Raw genomic sequence first — 18,230 nt, 5'->3', positions numbered from 1 at the left:
CGATGTATCTCATGTGGATTGGACCCTTCTCTTCGCGGCGAACACAGTACCGGACACCGCCAGCATGATAAAGAAAAGCAGCAGCGAAAAACACAACCCGATCCTCAACCCGAACGCATCTCCCAGGTATCCGATCACCGGCGGCCCCACAAAAAACCCACTATAGCCGATGGTGCTGGCGACAGCGATCCCGGCCGTCGGATCGATACCCGGAATATTTCCGGCGAGGGAATAGATAAGGGGAACGACATTCGAAAGGCCCGCGCCGGCCAAAAAGAATCCCAGCAGCGCCGTAGGGGCCGAGACCCAGCTTAACGCAAGCGTAAGCCCGGCAATGCTGAAACAACAACTGCCGATCAGGATGGGATATTTACCCAGCCGGTCGATCAGCCGATCGCCAAAAAGCCGGCCGATAGTCATCGCCGTTGCAAACGCCCCGATGGCCAGCGCGCTGAAGGCCTTTGTCATGCCCACCACCGTATTGGTATAGATAGCCGACCAGTCGACCATCGAGCCCTCTCCCGTCATACTGCAAAAACCGATGATGGCGATCAGCCAGATCGCAGTCGGAATGCGTCTCGACCCGGCTTTGGCCACCGGGTTAGGCCCGCCTTCCTGCCGGTGTTCCAACAGGATCGGGAGCATCAGCGCCAGCAATACCACACAACAGCCGGCGGCTATCACCAGATTACCTTGCAACGGAAAATGAAAATCCGCGAACAACGCACCCGCGCCCGCTCCAAGCGCCATGCCGATACTGAACGCCGCATGAAAAGAAGACATGATGGTTCTCTTATAGATCCTTTCCACGAGCACTGCCTGTGCATTCATCGTGATGTCCATGGCGCCCGAGAAAAAGCCGGTCATAAAAAAGCCGACCCTCCCCAGCCAGAGATCGGGTGAATAAGCGATGCAGGGGACACTGCAACAAAACAGGAATCCCATAAAGATCACTATCCTGGCGCTGCCATAACGGACGGAAAGCCATCCCGTCAGCGGCATGGCAACGAGTGCGCCGATCGCCGTCGTAAAAAGAAGCGTTCCCAAAACGCTGTTGGATACCGCGAAATGCTCCTTGAGCTCGGGCAACCTCGAAGTCAGGTTGGAATACAAAAAACCGTTGACAAAGAAATAGGTGATCACGGCAGTCCGGTAGGCCATCTTCTTATTCATCTTCATGTGACAAATTTCGCGATCCCGCGCAAACAACGCTGCCAGCCGTTTTTCAGGAATTTCCACTAAATTGTCATAAATTGTGAATAACAGACAAACGAGTAGATGAGGAAAGCAAGCCGCGAGATCATCTCGCCCATCGAAGGAGCGTCTTTTCACATGACGCATTTCAAGGCCCCGGTCCTTTGCCACGAGGACTATTGGCATTTTCATCCCGAATTCGAGATCGTATACGTCCCGCATGGTAAAGGGAAGCGGTTCATCGGCTACAAGGTCAGCCGCTACACCGGCGGCGATCTCGTCCTGCTCGGCCCCAATATCCTCCACAATACCTTCAACTTCGGATTCGAATCACCCGCCTCCAGCTATGAAGAGTATGTCATCCAGTTCAAACGTGATCAGCTGGAAACGATGACGAAACAGTTTCCCGAATTCACCGGTATCGCAAAGCTGCTCGACAGGGCGGAAACAGGCATCGCAATCGGCGGAAAAGCAAAACACCGCATCGGAAGCCTGATAAAGAAAATGAACAAGCTGCCGCCCTTCCCGCGGCTGATGCAACTGTTTTCGGTGCTTCGGGAGATGTCGGTTACCGCCGATGCACAGGACCTCAAAGCCCGGGAATCCCTGCCGCTCTCCACCATCCACAGCAGCCGCATCCAGCAGGTCTACCAGATCATTCAAACTCGTTACCAGGATGAGGTCTCCACCCGGCAGATTGCCGGAGATCTCGCGATGACGGAAAGCTCGTTTTGCCGCTTCTTCAAACAAGCCACCGGCAAAACGCTAAAGCAGGCCCTGATGGAGGTGCGCATACAAAAAGCCTGTCTGTTACTGACAGGCTCCGATCTATCCATAGCTTCTGTTGCCTCGCATGCCGGGTTCAATAATATCTCCCTCTTTAATCGGGCTTTCAAAACCCTTACGAAGAGCACGCCCCAGCAATACCGGCGTTCGATGCAGGTCAATCTTGTGGTAAATTAATCATCGGTCAATCCCTTTCCCTTGAGAATTTGCGGGATCGATCTTTCGATCCTTGACTCCCGGGTCTTGGCTTGTTTGGGCGCCGAGAAATAAAGCAGATAACCCCTTTGCCGCCCCGGTGTCAACGCTTCAAAGGCGGTTTTCAGGGTGGCCCGCTTGTCCAGTTTTTTTTGAAACTCCTCCGGCATGCTGAATTCCCTGGTCTTTTTGAGCTTTACTTTCAACCCGGCTTTTTCGACCTCTATCGCTTCATAGATATAAGCCTTCAAACCGGCCGCCAGCTTACTTATTTCCTGGACATTGCTAAACCGGATCTGGCGCGCCGCCTGGACATTCTTCGTTTGTTGGATCAGAATACCCTCGGGATCGTTTAACAAAGCGCCTTTGAAGAACAACAGCGCACAGTATTCCTTGAACGTATGGATCAAAACGATGTTACCGCTCTGATAGGTGTAGCAAGGGTTGCCCCACTTCAACTCTTCGGTAAGCCCACAGTCGAGAACGATCTTTCTCAGCTTCTCCACTGCTTTCTGCCAGTCCCTGGCGTTGCTCACATAATTGTCAACCTTGGGGTTCATGCTATTCATTTTATTGATTAACAAAAACTATCTTCCTGTCAACAGGCCTGAAATACCAGGATAGGACGGTCAGGACCAGTAACAACACCGAGGGGAAGATCTCCTTCACCGGGTCGCCCCAGGCGAGATGCGAGAATACAGCTCCCGACATGATAAAGAAAAAGCCGGCATAAGCCCATTCCTTCAGTATCCCAAATTTAGGGATAAGGACCGCTATGACCCCCAAAATTTTCCACACGCCCAATATCGTCAGAAAATATCCGGGATAGCCCAGATGGGTGAGACTGTCAACACCTCCAGGCCCCTCTTTTGCTTTGAATAACTGTACGGCTCCGGTTGACAGCATCCCGGTCGCAAGCCAGATGGTGGCGATCCAATAGATGATCCGATCTCTCTTTGTCATAACAAATTATTTAAGTTTATTGACGATGTCCTGCAGCCGGTTGTGTGCCATGTCGATGCCCTGGGCAAAGGGTAGCTTCAGCACCTGGTCCCGTTGCGCAACCGATTCGTAGATGGAATGAATATGGAGCCTGCTGGTGTCGTCTGTCAGTCGTTCAAATTCGCATACCTCGAGCTGTACGCCAAACGGCACGTTCTCCATTTCAAATGTCCGGGTGATCTTCTGGTTCGGAATGAATGCATGGATGGTCCCATTGGCCCGGAATACCACATTCCCCTTGTCATCGGTTGTCTCGAATTGGTAGCCGCCGTGTTTTTTGTTCTCCATTTTAACCACTTTCGTCCCCATCCATTGCCCGACGATCTCCGCGTCTGAATACGCTTTGAAGAGTAATTCCAGCGGCAGATCGAACTCCCGGGTGATCACGATCTCCTGCTTGCCGTCTTCGGCAGTGATCTTTGTCTTACGTTCCATGTTATTTGTTTTTATATTTTTTCATAATGGTTTCTAACTTGTTGAAGCGGTCGTCCCACATTTTGCGGAACGGCTCGATGAAGTCGGCTACGTCTTTCATTTTTTTTGCATTGAGGTGATAATAGATCTCCCTGCCGGTTTGCTCCTGTTTTAGCAGTTCGCACTCGGTGAGAATTTGCAGATGTTTGGAAACGGTCGGTCTCGCCGTGTCGAAATTCGCGGCTATCGCACCCGCCGTCAAGGATTGTGATGCCACCAGCAGAAGGATCGCCCTTCTCGTGGGGTCTGCGATGGCCTGGAATACGTCTCTTCTTAGATTCATTATGTAGCTATTTCACTACAAATATAAGCGTAGCTATTTAACTACGCAAATTTTTCCGGGTTTTTTTATTAACTTCCTGTATGCAAAAACGATTCTCCCGCCGGGATTTCCTGTTGATGAGCGGCTCTGCCACCCTCGCAGCTGCTTTACCCTCGGCCGTCTTCGCCGCCGCCGCCACCGGAACTGCCGCCGCCACCGGAACTGCCGCCGCCACCGGAACTGCCGCCGCCACCGGAACCGCCGCCACCGCCGGAACTCCAAAGATCGCCGTCCAACTCTACACCATCCGCGACCAGATCGCCAAAGACATGCCGGGTTCCCTCCACCGCCTCGCATCCCTCGGCGTGCATACCGTCGAAACCGCCTTCTGGCCAAAGGACATCACGGTTAAACAGGCCGCCCGCGCCGTGAGGGCCGCCGGCCTGAAAGTCTGCTCCAGTCATATCGAAATTCCCATCGGTGACAAAAAAGCAGCCATGCTCGAAACCGCCGAGGCCTTCGACTGCCGGCGGATGATCTGGCATGGCTGGCCGGAGGATAAACGCTACAGCAGCCTGGAAGGCACAAAACAACTTATCGGCATCTACAACGAAGCGGCTGCCTTTGCCAAATCGCATGGCCTGCAATTCGGCCTGCACAACCACTGGTGGGAATACCGCAACAAGGTCGGCGGCCGTTTCGTATACGAATGGCTGCTCGAAGGCGTAAGCGCGGACGTTTTCTTCCAACTCGATACCTACTGGATAAAGGTCGCCGGACACGATCCCGCAACCATCATTTCGAAATTCGGTCACAGGGCCAAATACCTCCACATGAAAGACGGACCCGCCCAATACAACGACGCCCTGATAAAGGATAAGCCCTATCCCATGTTGCCGCTGGGTCAAGGCGCCCAAAACGTCCCTGCCATCGCCAGGGCCGCCAAACCCAATATAGAATGGATGGTAATAGAAATGGATGTCGTCGCCACGGACGTCTATCAGGCAATAAAGGACAGCCGGGACTACCTGTTGAAGAACAAATTCGCCATCGACTGATGTCTCTTCCCGATGATCGCCGCGCCGCCTGGAAAAAATACAGCTCCCTCTGGAAACAGGAGGAAGCCGGCCCCCGTCACCTGCTGCTGAAAGAAGGCGACCTCTCCCGCAAGCTCTATGTCATCGATGAAGGCTGCGCCCGCAGCTGGTTCAACCACGACGGTAAGGAGATCAGCTTCCAGTTCTTCTTCGAAGGCGATGTCGTCTACTCCTCGGAGAGCTTTCGGAAAAACACGCCAAGCCCCTTCAGCATCGAGACCATTGAACCGGTCAGGCTGCGCTGGCTCAACCAGCAGGACATGGATATCGTCCGGCAGGACCCGGATCTCTATCCCTATATCCTGGATAATGCCGCGGATAAACAAGCAGCTTTTATGCGACATTTCTTTTCCTATCTCCGGGATACCCCACAACAGCGCTATGAGAACCTGCTCCGCGATCAACCCCAGATCATCCTGCGCGTCCCCCTCCAGTACATCGCCTCCTATCTAGGCATTACCCCCGTCTCCCTCAGCCGGATCCGCAACCGCGGCATTTCTTAACAATTGTAAATCGCAATCTGCCCGGCGTCCGCGAGATTTGAGGAGTAAATCAAAACAGAGAAAGAATGGATAAACAAACAGGAAGCTCCACCGCCTTCGGGGCTGCCATCTTCCGTGCTGCGCATCAACTGCTGGATGAGGGTGAAAAATTATTAAGGGACGAGATCATCCTCCAATTGCTGGGCAAGGAGCCCATCGAGCATATCTATCAACGGCAAGATGATTATTTCCTGGCGGGCAGCGTCGCCTTGCGAACGCATATGGTCCTCCGCAACCGCTATGCGGAAGATTGTCTGTATGAAGCGACCTGGCGCGGCGTCCGGCAATACCTCCTGCTCGGCGCCGGCGTCGACACCTTTGCCTGGCGCCAGCCGGAATGGGCGAAAGACCTTCACATTATCGAAGCCGACCAGCCCGCCAGCCAGGCGGGCAAGCTGCGCCTCGTTCAACGGGCCGGGCTCCCTTGTCCCGAAAACCTGTCCTTTGTAGGGCTCGATCTGGAAACGGATGATCTCGCAACAGCCTTTGCCAACAGCCCCCTCGATCTCACCCAACCGGTGTTCGTCTCCTGCCTCGGCGTGCTCATCTACCTCCGGCGGGAAACGGTAAACCGCATCTTCCACTTCCTCGGCAGCCTGCCAAAAGGGAGCGAGTTCGTTTTCACCGCCTCGGCAAAACGCTGGAACCCGTTTTTTATCTTCGCCGCGGCAAAAGTTGCCCGCTCCGGCGAGCCCTGGCTCACCTACTTCAAACCCGGTGAGCTCGATGCCCAACTCAAAACCTGCGGCTTCTCCCGCATCGACTGGCTGACACCCGAAGAAGCCACCCAACGCTATTGGCGCAACAGCACGACCACGCTGCCACCCCCACAAAACTGCAGCCTCGTACGAGCAGTCGTCTGAGCAACGCCATCATCCACCGCCCAATAAATTCTCGCTATTTCAACGGTTTCACCTCTTTAAGATCTTCTGGTTTCGCCTCGAACAGACTGATCGCATACCCGCCGCCCGGCGCGCACAGTTGCCGCAGCCTGGACTCCCTCGTCACGATATACCGGCGGATCACATAAGCCTGTGGATTCGTCTTGTAATGGGCATCCGGCGCATCCGCATATACCGTGGCCAGGTATTTCTTCCCCGGCGCAAGAAATCCAAACCCGATCGACGACAGCCGCGAACTGTCCCCGTTCACGCTCCCCACGAACCAGTTCCCCGTACCCTTGGCAAGCCGCGCCGCGGTAATATACTTCCCCGGCTCGGCCTCCAGGTATTTGCTGTCATCCCAGTCTACGGCAACATCCTTGATAAACTGAAAGGCATCCATAAACCGCTCATAGTTCTCGGGAAAATCTGCGGCCATCTGCAAGGGACCGGGCATCGTCACATAAAGCGCCAGTTGATTGGCAAGCGTACTGTTGCAATGCGAATGGTTATTGGGATCGGCCTTGCTCAGATCCATCTCGAAGATCCCCGGCGTATAATCCATCGGGCCGCCCAGCAACCGCGTAAACGGCAGGATCGTCACATGGTTCGGCTTCGACCCGCCAAAGGCCTGGTACTCGGTTCCCCGCGCCGACTCATTGCCGATCATATTGGGATAGGTCCGCGCGATCCCCGTCGGCCGCACCGCCTCATGCGCGTTGACCATGATATGATAGGCAGCCGCCTTTTCAACGACATACTGGTAGTGGTTGATCATCCACTGATCATAATGATATTCCCCGGCCGGCAGGATATTCCCCACATAACCCGTCTTCACGGCATCATAGCCATTCTGCTTCATAAACTTGAAAGCCGTATCCAGCTGACGCTCGTAATTTCTCACCGACGAAGAGGTCTCATGATGCATGATCAGCTTTATATGATGCGCCTGCGCATATTCATGCAGTTCCTGAACATGGAAATCCGGGTATGGGGTGACAAAATCGAAAACCCGGTCCTTCATATGTCCAAACCAGTCCTCCCAGCCTACATTCCAACCCTCGACAAGCACCGCATCGAATCCATTCTTCGCCGCGAAATCGATGTACCGCTTCACATTGGCGGTGGTGGCGCCATGCCGTCCATTGGGCTTTGCGGTGGCATAATCGGTCTTCCCGAGCACCACCGAAGGAAACTCGTCGGTATAGGCCCAGGTCGACTTGCCCGAGATCATCTCCCACCAGACGCCGACATATTTCGTCGGCCGGATCCACGACGTCTCCGGCAGTTTGCAGGGTTCGTTGAGGTTATAGGTCATCTTCGAAGCGAGGATATCCCGCGCGTCATCGCTGGCGATGATGGTCCGCCAGGGGGAAACGGCGGGCGCCTGGATGTTCCCCTTGTCACCCCGCGCATCCGGCGTCAGCCAGGACTCGAAGACAAAATTCCGGTCGTCCAGGTTGAGATGCATACAGGGATAGTTGATCAGCGCAGCCTCGTGTAAATTGATATAGACACCGTCTGCTGTCTTCAGCATCAGCGCCGTCTGGACCCCGGTAGGGGAGAAGGGCGTCTCCGAAGCATTGGGGGTAATGGCCTGCTTCATCAGCCCGCGGATCTCAGACAATCTCGAGGTCGTATAGTCATATTCCTGGGTATCATAATCGCCCGGGATCCACCACGCCGTATGATCCCCCGTCATCGCGAACTGCGTCTTCTCTTCCCGGATCACGAAATACACCAGGTTGGGCTGCGTGGGAAACTCATACCTGAATCCAAGCCCGTCGTCAAATGCGCGAAACCGGATCAGGATCTTCCGCCGGGCACGCGGCTGCTCCAGCGTAAGGGCAAGCTCATTGTAATGGTCAGCAACCGTTTTCGTTTCCCCCCACACCGGCGTCCATGAATCGTTGACACTGCCCCTTGCCGAATCGGCGACGACAAAACCACTCGTCAACGAAAAGCTGTCGTTCTTCAGTTCGAGACCCAGCCGGCTAGGCCGGATGATTGCCTTGCCTTTATAAAATAATTCATATCCCGGTTGGCCGCCGGCATCCAGTTGGAAAACCATCCGGAAATTCCGGTTGGGCGAGAAAAGCTCCTGCGCCTGGGCAGAAAGAAAAAGGCAAACGGTCAGCAGCATGGCCGCTCCGCACTTCACACGGAAGAAGTTGCGGGCGGGGCGTTGGAGTTGGGACATTAGCAGTAGTTTTTGTGTAAATAATACACATTATAAAATCACTGCAAACATACCGGAAAATTTTCAGGTTTCCCGCACCCCCGGTCTCAGGTAAAGAAAGAAACAGGCACAAATAAGGGAAAAGCTAACGATGGGCTGCCAGAAGGCAAAGCCCATCGCGAATACAGCTAGTGACAACGTGGTCAGACTACGGATGCGAAATAACCGGCGGCTCTTTCCATCGATGTGATGGTGGTGGTAGTTGGTTTGATAGATAAGCCCCAGATAGGAAAGGTTTGGTTTCATATCCGCAGTTTTATGAATATTATGTGAGTGATCGTAAAAAGATCCGGATCCCCTCGCCAATCTCCTGCACATGTGTTTCCAGCGCGAAATGACCGGTATCATAAAATTTGACAATCGCCTTCGACAGGTCCTTTTTAAACGCCTCGGCGCCGGCAGGTAAAAAGAAAGGGTCTTTATCACCCCATACGGCCAGGAAGGGGGGCTGGTAATCCCTGAAATATTGGTGAAACCTTGGATACAAAGCTACGTTACTCGCATAATCTTTAAACAGGTCCAACTGCAGATCGATATTGCCCGGCCGGTCCAGCAGGAACTGATCGAGCAGATAAGATTCAGGCGCGACAAGCGACCTGTCCCTTACCCCGGTAAAATATTGCCATTGGGTCATCTCCGCGCTGGCCATCGCCTTGAGGTTGTTGCGATTTTCGTCGGTAGGTTCCTGCCAGTACTTGCGGAGAGGGTTCCAGCCTTCGCTCAGCCCTTCTTCATACGCGTTGCCGTTTTGCGAGATGATCGCGGTTATTTTCTCGGGGTTGGCAACGGCCAGCCGGTAGCCGACCGGAGCACCATAATCGAATACCTGGATGGCAAACCGCTTCAAACCCAGCAGGTCGATCAACCCCTGCACATATTTAGTCAGGTTGTCGAAGCTGTAGGTAAACCGGCTACGATCCGGCGCATCGGAAAACCCAAATCCGATCAGGTCGGGTGCGATCACCCGATATTCCTTGTTGAGCAGCGGGATCAGATTCCGGTACATATGCGAGGAAGTGGGAAATCCATGGAGCAGCAAAATAGTCGGCGCATCCTGGGGACCCGATTCCCGGTAAAAAACTCTGCGATCATCCACCTCGACGGTGTGGTAGCTTACTGTTTGTACGTTCATATATCTAGTTTTTGAGAAATGATTGAATATTGTCGGCGATGGCCACATGGAATTCTTCGAGGGCGAGATGACTGGTGTCATATACATGCAGCTCTGCGCCGGGTACATCCCGTTGGATGGCCTCGGCCGCGCTTACCGGAAAAAAGACATCGTTCTTTCCCCATACCAGCAACATGCGGGGTTGCGTGGTTTTGAGCCATTGCTGCCATTTCGGATATTCCGCCAGGTTGTTGCGATAGTCATAGAGCAAGTCCAGCTGGATCTCCTGCTGGCCGGGCCGGCTTAAATAATAAAGCGCGTTGTGGTAGTGGTCGGGATCGATCGCCTGCTGGTCCTTTGCTCCGTTGAGAAAGAACAGCTTGATCCCGTCGAGCGTCAACAGCGGCTTCACAAGCTTTTCGGTTTCGGCGTTGCGGTTGCTGAGGTAGGGCGCCGCATCGTGCATGGCCGGTCCAAGCCCCTCCTCGTAGGCATTGGAGTTTTGAAGGATATAGCCGGCGAAAAGGTCGGGCCGCCGTAAGGCGATGCGAAATGTGATGGGACCTCCATACCCAAGTGCATAAACAAAGGGGTGTTGAAGTTTCAACGCGTCGATGAAATGCTCCACGGTCACCGACAGATTATGAAAGGAATAATCATATTGCTTCGGATCCGGCAGGTCGCTGTTGCCGAAGCCCGGAAAATCCGGCGCAACCAGAAAAAAGTCCTCCTTCAGATCATTCATCAGTTGCTGAAAGGCGCTGGAGGCGTTGGGTACCCCGTTGAGCAAAACGATTGCCGGTTTGCCCGGTTCCCCGGCTTCGCGATAAAAGATATTGAGCCCGTCGACCCGGGTTTGCTTGTAGCGGATAGCTTGCTTTTTCATTTTGATTGATTTAAAACAGACTGACTTGTTTTCGGCGAGACACCCTAATGGCCCGCTTCATTCACAACTCAAAGCTAAGGATAAATTAGAAAACAGACAAGTCTGTTTTTCATATTAATTTCTCGGCGATCTTTTTAGCGGTCTCCACCGGCCAAACCTGGCGATGGACCTTATTGGCGATCAACGCGCCTTCGAAAAGCAGGTAGAATTCGTCGGCAAGCGATTGTTTGCCAATGGGTTCGAGGACTCTGGTAAAAAGGCCGCGCACGCCGTTTTTCTGTTGTTGGATCTGTTTGATCACCCGTTCGTTCTCCAACGGGATCTCGGAGATGATATTCAGAAATTGACAGCCGTAATATTCCTTCCCCAGTACCTGGCCAATCAGGAGATCAAACACGGCCAAAACTTTTTCTTTTGGTGTATCCTTTTGATCCACCGCCTGTTGCAAGGCTTTGTCAAGAGACGCACCCGTGGTTTCCAGATAGCCCATCAGGATATCTTCCTTGGTTCGGAAAGCGGTATAAACCGACGATTTCACCACTCCCGATTCTTCGATGATCTGGTTGATGCCGGTGTTGGCATAACCCTGCTTATAGAAAAGCCTCGAAGCGGTCTCGATGACCGTGCCCCTGATGGCATTTTTTCTTTCTGTTTGCATGACCCAAAATTAAGAAAAAAAGAACAGACAAGTCTGTTTTAGGCTCCCGCCTGGAAAATTGTCTATCTTCCGCCTTGCCAAACCTCCCAAAACACCTGACAAAACACCTGCTATGAACCATCACCATTGCTGATCGTTAATCTCGTCTTCCTGTTTTGCATCTCTCTATTCCCGTTGGCCATGTCTTTTGTCTTCACCGGCCGGGAGGTCTTCTTTTTTACCTGGGGCGTCGCCACCTACATCATCATCGTCTATCTGGCCAGTCTTGCCCAGGCCCTGCTCACGGGCTATGTGGTGCTCCTCGCCTGCTATCTGCAATGGACCACCTCGGTAACATTGAGCATCTTCCCCGGCATCAGCGTCATCCAGCTCACGCTTACTCAACGGCTATATCCCGGGCGGCGGCTGGAGATCGGCCCGCTGCTGCGGGAAAGGTTGCGCCGCAAAGCGCACCGGCGATAACCCGCTAGCCCTTTTCTTGCCAAAATAAGGAAGTTCCGATAACACATCGGGAACTCCGGGTATTTTCCAGCCATCATTCTTATCGCATTTTTGCATTGTCATTAAACGACGCAAAATGCAACTGACACCCGTTGTCTTTCGGCTGTTCGATCAGCTCACCGCCCTGCTGGAAGGGCTTCCCGCGGAAGAATACCGCTTTCCTGTAGCAGTGCTTTCCGGCGCTTCCGTCGGCCAGCATCTCAGACATGTCATAGAATGTTTCCAGCAACTAGAGAACGGATACTATTCCGGCCTGGTGAATTACGATCGCCGTCAGCGCAACCGGCTGCTGGAGATCGATCCCGGTTTCGCGCTTCGCCATATATCCGCGCTGAAGGAAACACTGGCAAAACCGGACAGAACGCTTAGCCTGCACGCCGCCTTCGATGATACGCCGGAGCTTTGCCTCTGTTCCAGCTATTATCGCGAATTGGCTCACAATCTCGATCATACCGTTCACCATATGGCGATGATCCGCGCCGGACTGACAACATTCTCCGGCGTCCGGCTGCCCGAAGACTTCGGCGTCGCCCATGCTACGATAAGATATCGCAAAAACATCGATCATTCACTCCTCCATAATTAGAGAATATGAAACAGCTACTGAACCTGGCGATAGCCATCTTCCTGCTGGCCGGCAACACAATCGCCCAGCAACCCATGCATCCGCATGCCCCTGACTGTAATCTCAACTCCGACGGTCTGGCCATCGAAGGCTATGATCCCGTTGCTTATTTCACCACCGGCAAAGCCGTCGATGGGAACAAGGAGTACAGTTTTACACTCGACGGAGCAACTTACCGGTTTGCCACCGCTCAAAACAGGGAACTGTTCAAAGCCGCACCCGCGCGGTACCGGCCGCAATACGGCGGATGGTGCGCCTTTGCCATGGGCTCGACCGGCGAAAAAGTGGAGGTGGACCCAAAGACCTTCAAGATCATCGACGGTAAATTATTCCTGTTCTATAACAAGTTTTTTAACAACACGCTCAAGTCCTGGAACAAAGACGAGCCCCAGCTGAAAACAAAGGCCGACGTCAACTGGACGAAGCAACACTAAAAATGATAACGATATGAAAAAGACCATCACAACAGCCGCATTGGCGTTTTTTATCCTGCTCGGCGCGCATGCGCAAAAATCGGCGATCTACATCGCGAACGGCAAAGCGATAAAGGGCTACGACCCCGTTGCCTTCTTTACGGAATCCAAACCCGTCATGGGCCGCGACAGCTTGATGTACGCCTGGAACGGCGCCAGCTGGTTATTCAGCAGCCGCAACAATCTCGAGAGCTTTAAGGCCAACCCGGACAGGTATGCACCCCGGTACGGCGGCTACTGCGCCTATGGCATGGCCATGGGTCATAAGGCCCCCACAGAGGTGGAAACCTGGTCCATCGTAAACGATAAATTGTATTTCAACTATAATGAAAAGGTCAAAGAAACCTGGTCGAAGGATCGACCCGGCATGATAAAGAAAGCAGATGAAGTCTGGCCGGCATTAAAAGACAAAGAGTGATCATGGCAACGAACAAGATGATCCTCCTTTCCTGGGTGTTGCGCATTCTGGCCGCGGTCATCCTGCTCCAGACCCTGTTCTTTAAATTTTCTGGCGCCGAAGAATCGGTCTTTATCTTTTCGACGCTGGGAATGGAGCCCTGGGGGCGTATTGGCACGGGGGTGGCGGAACTCATCGCCTCCGTGCTCCTTTTGGTCCCCCGAACCACGCCCGTCGGCGCCCTGATAGGTCTGGGCATCATGAGCGGCGCTCTTTTCTTTCATCTTACCCGGCTGGGTATCGAAGTTCGTGGTGATCATGGCCAGCTGTTCATCTATGCCCTGCTGGTCTTTATCTGCTGCCTGATCCTGGCCTGGTCCTTCCTCAAACAATTATGTGTACGGTAACCTTCCTTCCCGGTGAGTCCGGGGTCTATCACCTGACCTCGAATCGCGACGAGCATAGCGGCAGGATCCATGCTCTTCCGCCCCAGCGATACAGCGATATCTTTTATCCAAAGGATCCCGCGGGCGGCGGAAGCTGGGTGGCCCTCAAACGCGACACCGACGCCGGTGTCCTGCTGAACGGGGCATTCGAAAATCACCGGCGGCTCGCTCCCTATCGCAAAAGCCGCGGGCTCGTGTTCCTGGAGATCATCGACGCGCGGGACCCTGTAGCGTATTTCAACGCCGTCTGCCTCATGGCTATCGAGCCCTTCACCGTTATCCTCTTCATCAGTGGCCGTCTCTTCGAATGCCGTTGGGATGGCGGACAAAAGCACGTCAAACAGTTGGATCCCGGCCGCCCCTACATCTGGACCTCCGTCACGCTCTATGATGAACCCACCCGCGCCCAACGCGAAACCGCTCTGGCCGACTGGTACAGGCAGAAAGATCTCGATACAGGCAGCATCCTCGATTTTCACCGGCGGGCCGCCAGGAAGGGTGAAGTGGCGACGGTAAGCATCACGACGGTGCGGATCGCGAACGGCAAAGGAAAACTCAGGTATTTCCCGCTTCAAAAAGAATCGGCGCCTTCCACAAACCCCTTTCTCATCCGGCTCAAACACTGGGAGTACTGGCCTGCCACCATCATATACGCCCCGCTTTTCTTTTATTGGATCTGGTTAAGCCTGAAAGCCCGGTCACTTTTCTGGTTCAGCGCGGCGAATCCAACGATAACCCACTCAGGCTTCCTGCTGGAATCCAAAAAACAGATTTATCACCTGATGCCCGAAGGCAGCTATCCCAAGACGCTATACTGTCAAAAAGGAACCCGCATCGGGCAACTCGTCCCCCGGCTGAAAGCTCTCGGGCTCACCTATCCGATAATGGCTAAACCGGATATCGGCCAGCGGGGGATGGCCGTCCAGTTGCTGAAAGACGAATGCCAGCTCCTGCGTTATGCAGCCCGTACCAGGGTGGACTTCCTGCTGCAGGAATATATCGACCATCCGCTGGAGATCGGCGTCTTTTACTACCGCATGCCCGGCCAGCCTGCCGGGTGCGTCACGGGAATCGTAGGAAAGCAACTGCTCACTGTCACCGGGGACGGCCGCAGCACGGTGAAAACCCTCTTAAGCCGTAACGAACGATATGTCCTCCAACTTCCCGCACTCCGGCGAGCCCTCGGTCCCGCCCTGCAACAGGTACCCGCCAACGGCGAAGTACTCTCCCTGGCACCCTATGGGAACCACAGCCGCGGCGCCAAATTCACCGATGAAAGCCACCGCATTACCCCGGGCCTGCAAGCGGCGATCGACGACCTCTGCCGCCGGATCCCCGGTTTTTATTTCGGCAGGTTGGATATCCGGTTCCGCGACTGGCAAAGCCTCGAAGCAGGTGAAGCCTTTTCGGTCATCGAGCTCAACGGGGCCGGCAGCGAGCCCACCCATATCTACGATCCGGAACACTCGATCTTTTTTGCCTGGCGCGAGATCCGCCGGCATTGGGATATCCTGTTCGCCATCAGCCGCGCCAATACCCGGCAACAGGGACTCGCACAGATGAGCTTCGGCAAAGGAATAAAAATGCTTTGGGATTATTCCCGCCACGAAAAACTCATCGCAGGATGAACCGCCGCAAACAACTTTTCTGGACAGTCCTGGCCATCAGCTTCGCCGGCAGCCTTCCGCCGGGTATCCTGAATACCGGTATTACGGGCCTGGCCGTCAAACAAGGCGTTGCGGCAAGTCTCAGCTTTGGTCTCGGTGCCATCCTTTCGGAGATGCTCGTTGTTCGTATAGCTCTTGCCGGCACAACGTCATTAAAAACAACCGGTCCTAACCCCAGGCGCAAATGGATATATCTCATAACCACAGGTCTCCTGCTGTTGCTGGCCTTCCTTCATCCCGGCGGGTCCGTGGCGTTCAGCCGGTACCCGTTCATCACCGGCACGCTCCTCAGCCTGTTCAACCCGCTGCATCTCCCTTTCTGGCTGGGCTGGAGAGCCGCCTTGCGGTCTAAAAAGCTGCTCGGCAATACCCCTCCCGAATACAATCTCTTTTCAGCAGCTCTCGGCGTGGGGACAGCCCTGGCCTTTCTCGTATACGGTGTCGCCGGCAATCTCTTCGTGCGGCTTTAAAAACAGGGCGATACCGTCAAACATTCGGGAACAATCGTCATTGCCCAGCCCTCCCGCCCCGGATACCTTTGTTCAACAAAATCAAATAATATGAGTCGCTTTGCTAAGATTGGCCTGTTGCCCGCGATTGTCGCAGTGCCCTTTATCATGACAGCCTGCAAGAAAGATAATCCTCCCGGCAGCGGTGCGCCCCAATTGGAAACCATCACGGTCGAGAACGTCCTGAAGTCCCAGCCACTGGTCGAATCCGGCACCTTCCAGGGCACCGGTTCCCCGGCCCTGATCCTCCCCGGTCAATCCACCACGGTCACTTTTTCGGCCGCAAAAGGGGAAGCACTCAGCTTCGCCACGATGTACGGCTGGTCAAACGATCTGTTCTTCGCACCTGCCAACCCCGGCATCAAGGTCTATGACGATAACGGCAATCCCATCGAAGGGGACGTCTCCGGTCAGGTTAAGCTCTGGGACAACGGCACCCGCATCAACCAGCAGCCCGGCGCAAGCGTGAATCATCCTGGTACTGCTGACAGCAAGAACATCACCGAGGTAGCCGGAACGGACGCCCAGGGCAACACTTACCTGCCTGCATCCAGGTTAGTGAGTGCAACGCTCAAGTACAATGGGAATTCCAGCTTTACGCTGACCCTCAAGAACAACTCAGGCGGCACGGCAAACGAGACCCCGCTAAGCCCCGGTGTTTGGACGGTATCGTACATCGTCGGCGGCAACCTGCTCCTGCCAAATCCCCTTTATACAGCGGGTCAGCCCACCGCTCATGGCCTGACCAATATTGCGGAGATGGGCGATAACTCTGCCCTCTGGGCCTATGTTCAGACGGTGACGGGTATCTTCACGCCGCTGTCCCCCATCCTGGTGGTCGTTTACAATGGCATCGATAACCCCATCTATAAAGTGGGTGAGCTCGATCGCGGTCAGGGGCTGAAATATCTCGCGCAGCGCGGGGCGGCAGACACGCTCGCCAACTACCTGAAGACCTTGAAAGGAGTACGGAATGTTTATATTCTTCCGGCGCCCTCCAGCGGGGTACTGTTACCCGTCATCGGCAGTACGTCAGGTTCCAAGGTTTCTCAGCAGCTTTCCGTCAAAAAAGGCGACCGCCTGGCCATTGCGACCATGTACGGCTTCTCCAATGACTGGTTCTTTGCGACCACCGGCAACGGCGTCGACGCCACTCAGACCGGCGACCTTTCCACAAGCATCCAGCTGTACAATGACGGAACGGCCGTTGACCAGTTCCCGGGCGCCGGAGTTACCCAGTTCAACCTCGCGGGTACCCCACTGGTCGAGAACCAACCGATCTCCGTCGTTCCTAACCCCAACGCATTCACCACTTTACCGCCGATCCCAAACATCATAAAAGTAAATTTGCAATAGTTTGTAAGGAATCGCACCGGGCGCCCACTAAGTGTTAGGGCGCCCGTTTTTTATTCCGGGGGCCCTGACAGCTAAAAATTTGCATATGAAATGGGAATTTGAAGACAAGGCCGCCAAAGGAAAATTTATGATCAGTACGGGCGACCCCTCCCTGAAAGGGCGGGGATTGCTCAATGGAAGAAAGGAAATGATCAACACCATTGTCCTCAACACGGGTAGCGAACAACAGGTAACGATCGATAAGATCACCTACACCATGCCCGCCGATGCCATCCTCCCGTTGGTGGCCAACCAGACCTTTAGTTTCGAACAACCGGAGGATCTCGTCGCCTGGCAGTTCAACCGCGAATTCTACTGCATCGTCGACCACGACGCAGAGGTCGGCTGTGTCGGCTTCCTTTTTTACGGTATCCAGCATCCGTTCTTTATCCGGTTATCGCCGGAAGAGAAAGGATGTATCTCACTGATCCAAAATCAGTGCATCGACGATATGCTCATCGAAGACAAGATGCAGGGGGAGATGTTGCGCACCCTGCTCAAGCGGCTGATCATAAATATCACCCGCGTCGCCAAACAGCAGACCGATAACTATCGGCAACAGGGCCCCGACCGCATGGAGATCATCCGCAAGTTCAGCCTCTTACTGGAAATAAATTTCCGTACCCGGCATGAAGTGCAGTTCTATGCCCGGAGCATGAACAAATCCCCCAAGACCCTCGCCAATCTTTTCGGTCTTTGCAATTATCCGTCTCCTTCGGAATTGATCCGGCAGCGGATCCTTCTCGAAGCAAAACGGTACCTTTATTTCTCCGACAAATCGGCGAAAGAGGTGGCGGAAGACCTGGGCTTCACCAGTTCGGCGCATTTTAGCAGGTTCTTCAAGGCAGGCACGGGCAGGAATTTCTCCGAGTATAAGGTAATGGCATAAA

The 18,230-nt window shown here is 54.1% G+C and carries 23 protein-coding genes; 13 read left to right on the top strand and 10 right to left on the bottom strand.

Going from position 1 to position 18,230, the window contains the following annotated elements; translation table 11 throughout:
* Positions 1 to 9: 9 nt before the first annotated feature.
* On the bottom strand, positions 10 to 1,179 hold the full coding sequence (locus VGM48_RS17545; RefSeq protein WP_331581500.1) for an MFS transporter: 1,170 nt from the start codon (positions 1,177 to 1,179) through the stop codon (positions 10 to 12).
* A 99-nt stretch (positions 1,180 to 1,278) separates the two neighbouring features.
* Here VGM48_RS17545 and VGM48_RS17540 point away from each other — a divergent pair, with 99 nt between their 5' ends.
* Positions 1,279 to 2,157: an AraC family transcriptional regulator gene (locus tag VGM48_RS17540; RefSeq protein ID WP_331581498.1), complete on the top strand. Its 879-nt coding sequence runs from the start codon at positions 1,279 to 1,281 to the stop codon at positions 2,155 to 2,157.
* Here the strand turns inward: VGM48_RS17540 and VGM48_RS17535 are convergent.
* From VGM48_RS17535 to VGM48_RS17520, 4 genes are read right to left on the bottom strand one after another with little or no spacing between them, the layout of a single operon-like run.
* Positions 2,154 to 2,735, bottom strand: a complete 582-nt coding sequence (locus VGM48_RS17535; RefSeq protein ID WP_331581496.1) for a YdeI/OmpD-associated family protein — start codon at positions 2,733 to 2,735, stop codon at positions 2,154 to 2,156. The two genes, VGM48_RS17540 and VGM48_RS17535, sit on opposite strands and share 4 nt — an antisense overlap.
* A 10-nt stretch (positions 2,736 to 2,745) precedes the next feature.
* Positions 2,746 to 3,138, bottom strand: coding sequence for a DoxX family protein (locus VGM48_RS17530; protein WP_331581494.1), 393 nt, complete (start codon positions 3,136 to 3,138; stop codon positions 2,746 to 2,748).
* Positions 3,139 to 3,144: 6 nt separating this feature from the next.
* Complete coding sequence (locus VGM48_RS17525; RefSeq protein ID WP_331581492.1) at positions 3,145 to 3,612, bottom strand: SRPBCC family protein; 468 nt, start codon at positions 3,610 to 3,612, stop codon at positions 3,145 to 3,147.
* Position 3,613: 1 nt separating this feature from the next.
* Positions 3,614 to 3,934 (bottom strand): metalloregulator ArsR/SmtB family transcription factor, encoded by a 321-nt coding sequence (locus tag VGM48_RS17520; protein WP_331581490.1) that lies wholly within the window; start codon positions 3,932 to 3,934, stop codon positions 3,614 to 3,616.
* Between the two features lie 80 nt (positions 3,935 to 4,014).
* On the opposite strand from VGM48_RS17520, the gene VGM48_RS17515 reads away from it, so the two are divergent.
* The 3 genes from VGM48_RS17515 to VGM48_RS17505 all read left to right on the top strand — a co-directional run bounded on the left by VGM48_RS17515 (position 4,015) and on the right by VGM48_RS17505 (position 6,415).
* Positions 4,015 to 4,971 carry a sugar phosphate isomerase/epimerase gene (locus VGM48_RS17515; RefSeq protein WP_331581488.1) on the top strand — a complete coding sequence of 319 codons (957 nt, stop codon included), beginning with the start codon at positions 4,015 to 4,017 and terminating at the stop codon, positions 4,969 to 4,971.
* Positions 4,971 to 5,513, top strand: coding sequence for a Crp/Fnr family transcriptional regulator (locus VGM48_RS17510; RefSeq protein ID WP_331581486.1), 543 nt, complete (start codon positions 4,971 to 4,973; stop codon positions 5,511 to 5,513). Before VGM48_RS17515 ends, VGM48_RS17510 begins: the two co-directional genes overlap by 1 nt.
* Before the next feature lie 65 nt (positions 5,514 to 5,578).
* Positions 5,579 to 6,415 (top strand): class I SAM-dependent methyltransferase, encoded by an 837-nt coding sequence (locus VGM48_RS17505; protein WP_331581484.1) that lies wholly within the window; start codon positions 5,579 to 5,581, stop codon positions 6,413 to 6,415.
* Positions 6,416 to 6,449: 34 nt separating this feature from the next.
* On the opposite strand, the gene VGM48_RS17500 is transcribed toward VGM48_RS17505, so the two are convergent.
* The 5 genes from VGM48_RS17500 to VGM48_RS17480 all read right to left on the bottom strand — a co-directional run bounded on the left by VGM48_RS17500 (position 6,450) and on the right by VGM48_RS17480 (position 11,327).
* A complete protein-coding gene (locus VGM48_RS17500) occupies positions 6,450 to 8,633 on the bottom strand; it encodes a glycoside hydrolase family 97 protein (protein ID WP_331581482.1) in 2,184 nt (727 codons plus the stop codon).
* Between the two features lie 63 nt (positions 8,634 to 8,696).
* Positions 8,697 to 8,918 carry a hypothetical protein gene (locus VGM48_RS17495; protein WP_331581480.1) on the bottom strand — a complete coding sequence of 74 codons (222 nt, stop codon included), beginning with the start codon at positions 8,916 to 8,918 and terminating at the stop codon, positions 8,697 to 8,699.
* Between the two features lie 19 nt (positions 8,919 to 8,937).
* Complete coding sequence (locus VGM48_RS17490) at positions 8,938 to 9,804, bottom strand: alpha/beta hydrolase (protein WP_331581478.1); 867 nt, start codon at positions 9,802 to 9,804, stop codon at positions 8,938 to 8,940.
* A gap of 4 nt (positions 9,805 to 9,808) precedes the next feature.
* On the bottom strand, positions 9,809 to 10,669 hold the full coding sequence (locus VGM48_RS17485) for an alpha/beta hydrolase (RefSeq protein ID WP_331581476.1): 861 nt from the start codon (positions 10,667 to 10,669) through the stop codon (positions 9,809 to 9,811).
* Positions 10,670 to 10,778: 109 nt separating this feature from the next.
* Entirely contained in the window at positions 10,779 to 11,327 is a 549-nt protein-coding gene (locus VGM48_RS17480) for a TetR/AcrR family transcriptional regulator (RefSeq protein ID WP_331581474.1), read from the bottom strand.
* Positions 11,328 to 11,453: 126 nt separating this feature from the next.
* Here VGM48_RS17480 and VGM48_RS17475 point away from each other — a divergent pair, with 126 nt between their 5' ends.
* The 9 genes from VGM48_RS17475 (at position 11,454) to VGM48_RS17435 (ending at position 18,229) form a co-directional block, all read left to right on the top strand.
* On the top strand, positions 11,454 to 11,789 hold the full coding sequence (locus tag VGM48_RS17475) for a hypothetical protein (protein WP_331581472.1): 336 nt from the start codon (positions 11,454 to 11,456) through the stop codon (positions 11,787 to 11,789).
* A gap of 115 nt (positions 11,790 to 11,904) precedes the next feature.
* Entirely contained in the window at positions 11,905 to 12,414 is a 510-nt protein-coding gene (locus VGM48_RS17470; RefSeq protein ID WP_331581470.1) for a hypothetical protein, read from the top strand.
* 5 nt (positions 12,415 to 12,419) lie between these two features.
* On the top strand, positions 12,420 to 12,887 hold the full coding sequence (locus VGM48_RS17465) for a YHS domain-containing (seleno)protein (RefSeq protein WP_331581468.1): 468 nt from the start codon (positions 12,420 to 12,422) through the stop codon (positions 12,885 to 12,887).
* 13 nt (positions 12,888 to 12,900) lie between these two features.
* Entirely contained in the window at positions 12,901 to 13,344 is a 444-nt protein-coding gene (locus VGM48_RS17460) for a YHS domain-containing (seleno)protein (protein ID WP_331581466.1), read from the top strand.
* Between the two features lie 2 nt (positions 13,345 to 13,346).
* On the top strand, positions 13,347 to 13,730 hold the full coding sequence (locus VGM48_RS17455) for a DoxX family protein (RefSeq protein ID WP_331581464.1): 384 nt from the start codon (positions 13,347 to 13,349) through the stop codon (positions 13,728 to 13,730).
* Positions 13,718 to 15,397 (top strand): NRDE family protein, encoded by a 1,680-nt coding sequence (locus VGM48_RS17450; RefSeq protein WP_331581462.1) that lies wholly within the window; start codon positions 13,718 to 13,720, stop codon positions 15,395 to 15,397. The genes VGM48_RS17455 and VGM48_RS17450 overlap by 13 nt, the downstream gene beginning before the upstream one ends.
* Positions 15,394 to 15,906: a hypothetical protein gene (locus VGM48_RS17445; protein WP_331581460.1), complete on the top strand. Its 513-nt coding sequence runs from the start codon at positions 15,394 to 15,396 to the stop codon at positions 15,904 to 15,906. The genes VGM48_RS17450 and VGM48_RS17445 overlap by 4 nt, the downstream gene beginning before the upstream one ends.
* Before the next feature lie 90 nt (positions 15,907 to 15,996).
* Positions 15,997 to 17,301, top strand: coding sequence for a spondin domain-containing protein (locus tag VGM48_RS17440; RefSeq protein ID WP_331581458.1), 1,305 nt, complete (start codon positions 15,997 to 15,999; stop codon positions 17,299 to 17,301).
* A gap of 85 nt (positions 17,302 to 17,386) precedes the next feature.
* Entirely contained in the window at positions 17,387 to 18,229 is an 843-nt protein-coding gene (locus VGM48_RS17435) for a helix-turn-helix domain-containing protein (RefSeq protein ID WP_331581456.1), read from the top strand.
* Position 18,230: the final 1 nt, after the last annotated feature.

Origin of the sequence: Puia sp., assembly GCF_036500295.1 — a bacterium.
Classification (GTDB): domain Bacteria; phylum Bacteroidota; class Bacteroidia; order Chitinophagales; family Chitinophagaceae; genus Puia.
This window is presented reverse-complemented; position numbering and strand designations above follow the sequence as displayed.

Bases quoted from the DNA above. Each gene is read 5' to 3' on its own strand.
- VGM48_RS17545 (WP_331581500.1), bottom strand. From the start codon at position 1,179: ATGAAGATGAATAAGAAGATGGCCTACCGGACTGCCGTGATCACCTAT.
- VGM48_RS17540 (WP_331581498.1), top strand. From the start codon at position 1,279: ATGAGGAAAGCAAGCCGCGAGATCATCTCGCCCATCGAAGGAGCGTCT.
- VGM48_RS17535 (WP_331581496.1), bottom strand. From the start codon at position 2,735: ATGAACCCCAAGGTTGACAATTATGTGAGCAACGCCAGGGACTGGCAG.
- VGM48_RS17530 (WP_331581494.1), bottom strand. From the start codon at position 3,138: ATGACAAAGAGAGATCGGATCATCTATTGGATCGCCACCATCTGGCTT.
- VGM48_RS17525 (WP_331581492.1), bottom strand. From the start codon at position 3,612: ATGGAACGTAAGACAAAGATCACTGCCGAAGACGGCAAGCAGGAGATC.
- VGM48_RS17520 (WP_331581490.1), bottom strand. From the start codon at position 3,934: ATGAATCTAAGAAGAGACGTATTCCAGGCCATCGCAGACCCCACGAGA.
- VGM48_RS17515 (WP_331581488.1), top strand. From the start codon at position 4,015: ATGCAAAAACGATTCTCCCGCCGGGATTTCCTGTTGATGAGCGGCTCT.
- VGM48_RS17510 (WP_331581486.1), top strand. From the start codon at position 4,971: ATGTCTCTTCCCGATGATCGCCGCGCCGCCTGGAAAAAATACAGCTCC.
- VGM48_RS17505 (WP_331581484.1), top strand. From the start codon at position 5,579: ATGGATAAACAAACAGGAAGCTCCACCGCCTTCGGGGCTGCCATCTTC.
- VGM48_RS17500 (WP_331581482.1), bottom strand. From the start codon at position 8,633: ATGTCCCAACTCCAACGCCCCGCCCGCAACTTCTTCCGTGTGAAGTGC.
- VGM48_RS17495 (WP_331581480.1), bottom strand. From the start codon at position 8,918: ATGAAACCAAACCTTTCCTATCTGGGGCTTATCTATCAAACCAACTAC.
- VGM48_RS17490 (WP_331581478.1), bottom strand. From the start codon at position 9,804: ATGAACGTACAAACAGTAAGCTACCACACCGTCGAGGTGGATGATCGC.
- VGM48_RS17485 (WP_331581476.1), bottom strand. From the start codon at position 10,669: ATGAAAAAGCAAGCTATCCGCTACAAGCAAACCCGGGTCGACGGGCTC.
- VGM48_RS17480 (WP_331581474.1), bottom strand. From the start codon at position 11,327: ATGCAAACAGAAAGAAAAAATGCCATCAGGGGCACGGTCATCGAGACC.
- VGM48_RS17470 (WP_331581470.1), top strand. From the start codon at position 11,905: ATGCAACTGACACCCGTTGTCTTTCGGCTGTTCGATCAGCTCACCGCC.
- VGM48_RS17465 (WP_331581468.1), top strand. From the start codon at position 12,420: ATGAAACAGCTACTGAACCTGGCGATAGCCATCTTCCTGCTGGCCGGC.
- VGM48_RS17460 (WP_331581466.1), top strand. From the start codon at position 12,901: ATGAAAAAGACCATCACAACAGCCGCATTGGCGTTTTTTATCCTGCTC.
- VGM48_RS17455 (WP_331581464.1), top strand. From the start codon at position 13,347: ATGGCAACGAACAAGATGATCCTCCTTTCCTGGGTGTTGCGCATTCTG.
- VGM48_RS17450 (WP_331581462.1), top strand. From the start codon at position 13,718: ATGTGTACGGTAACCTTCCTTCCCGGTGAGTCCGGGGTCTATCACCTG.
- VGM48_RS17445 (WP_331581460.1), top strand. From the start codon at position 15,394: ATGAACCGCCGCAAACAACTTTTCTGGACAGTCCTGGCCATCAGCTTC.
- VGM48_RS17440 (WP_331581458.1), top strand. From the start codon at position 15,997: ATGAGTCGCTTTGCTAAGATTGGCCTGTTGCCCGCGATTGTCGCAGTG.
- VGM48_RS17435 (WP_331581456.1), top strand. From the start codon at position 17,387: ATGAAATGGGAATTTGAAGACAAGGCCGCCAAAGGAAAATTTATGATC.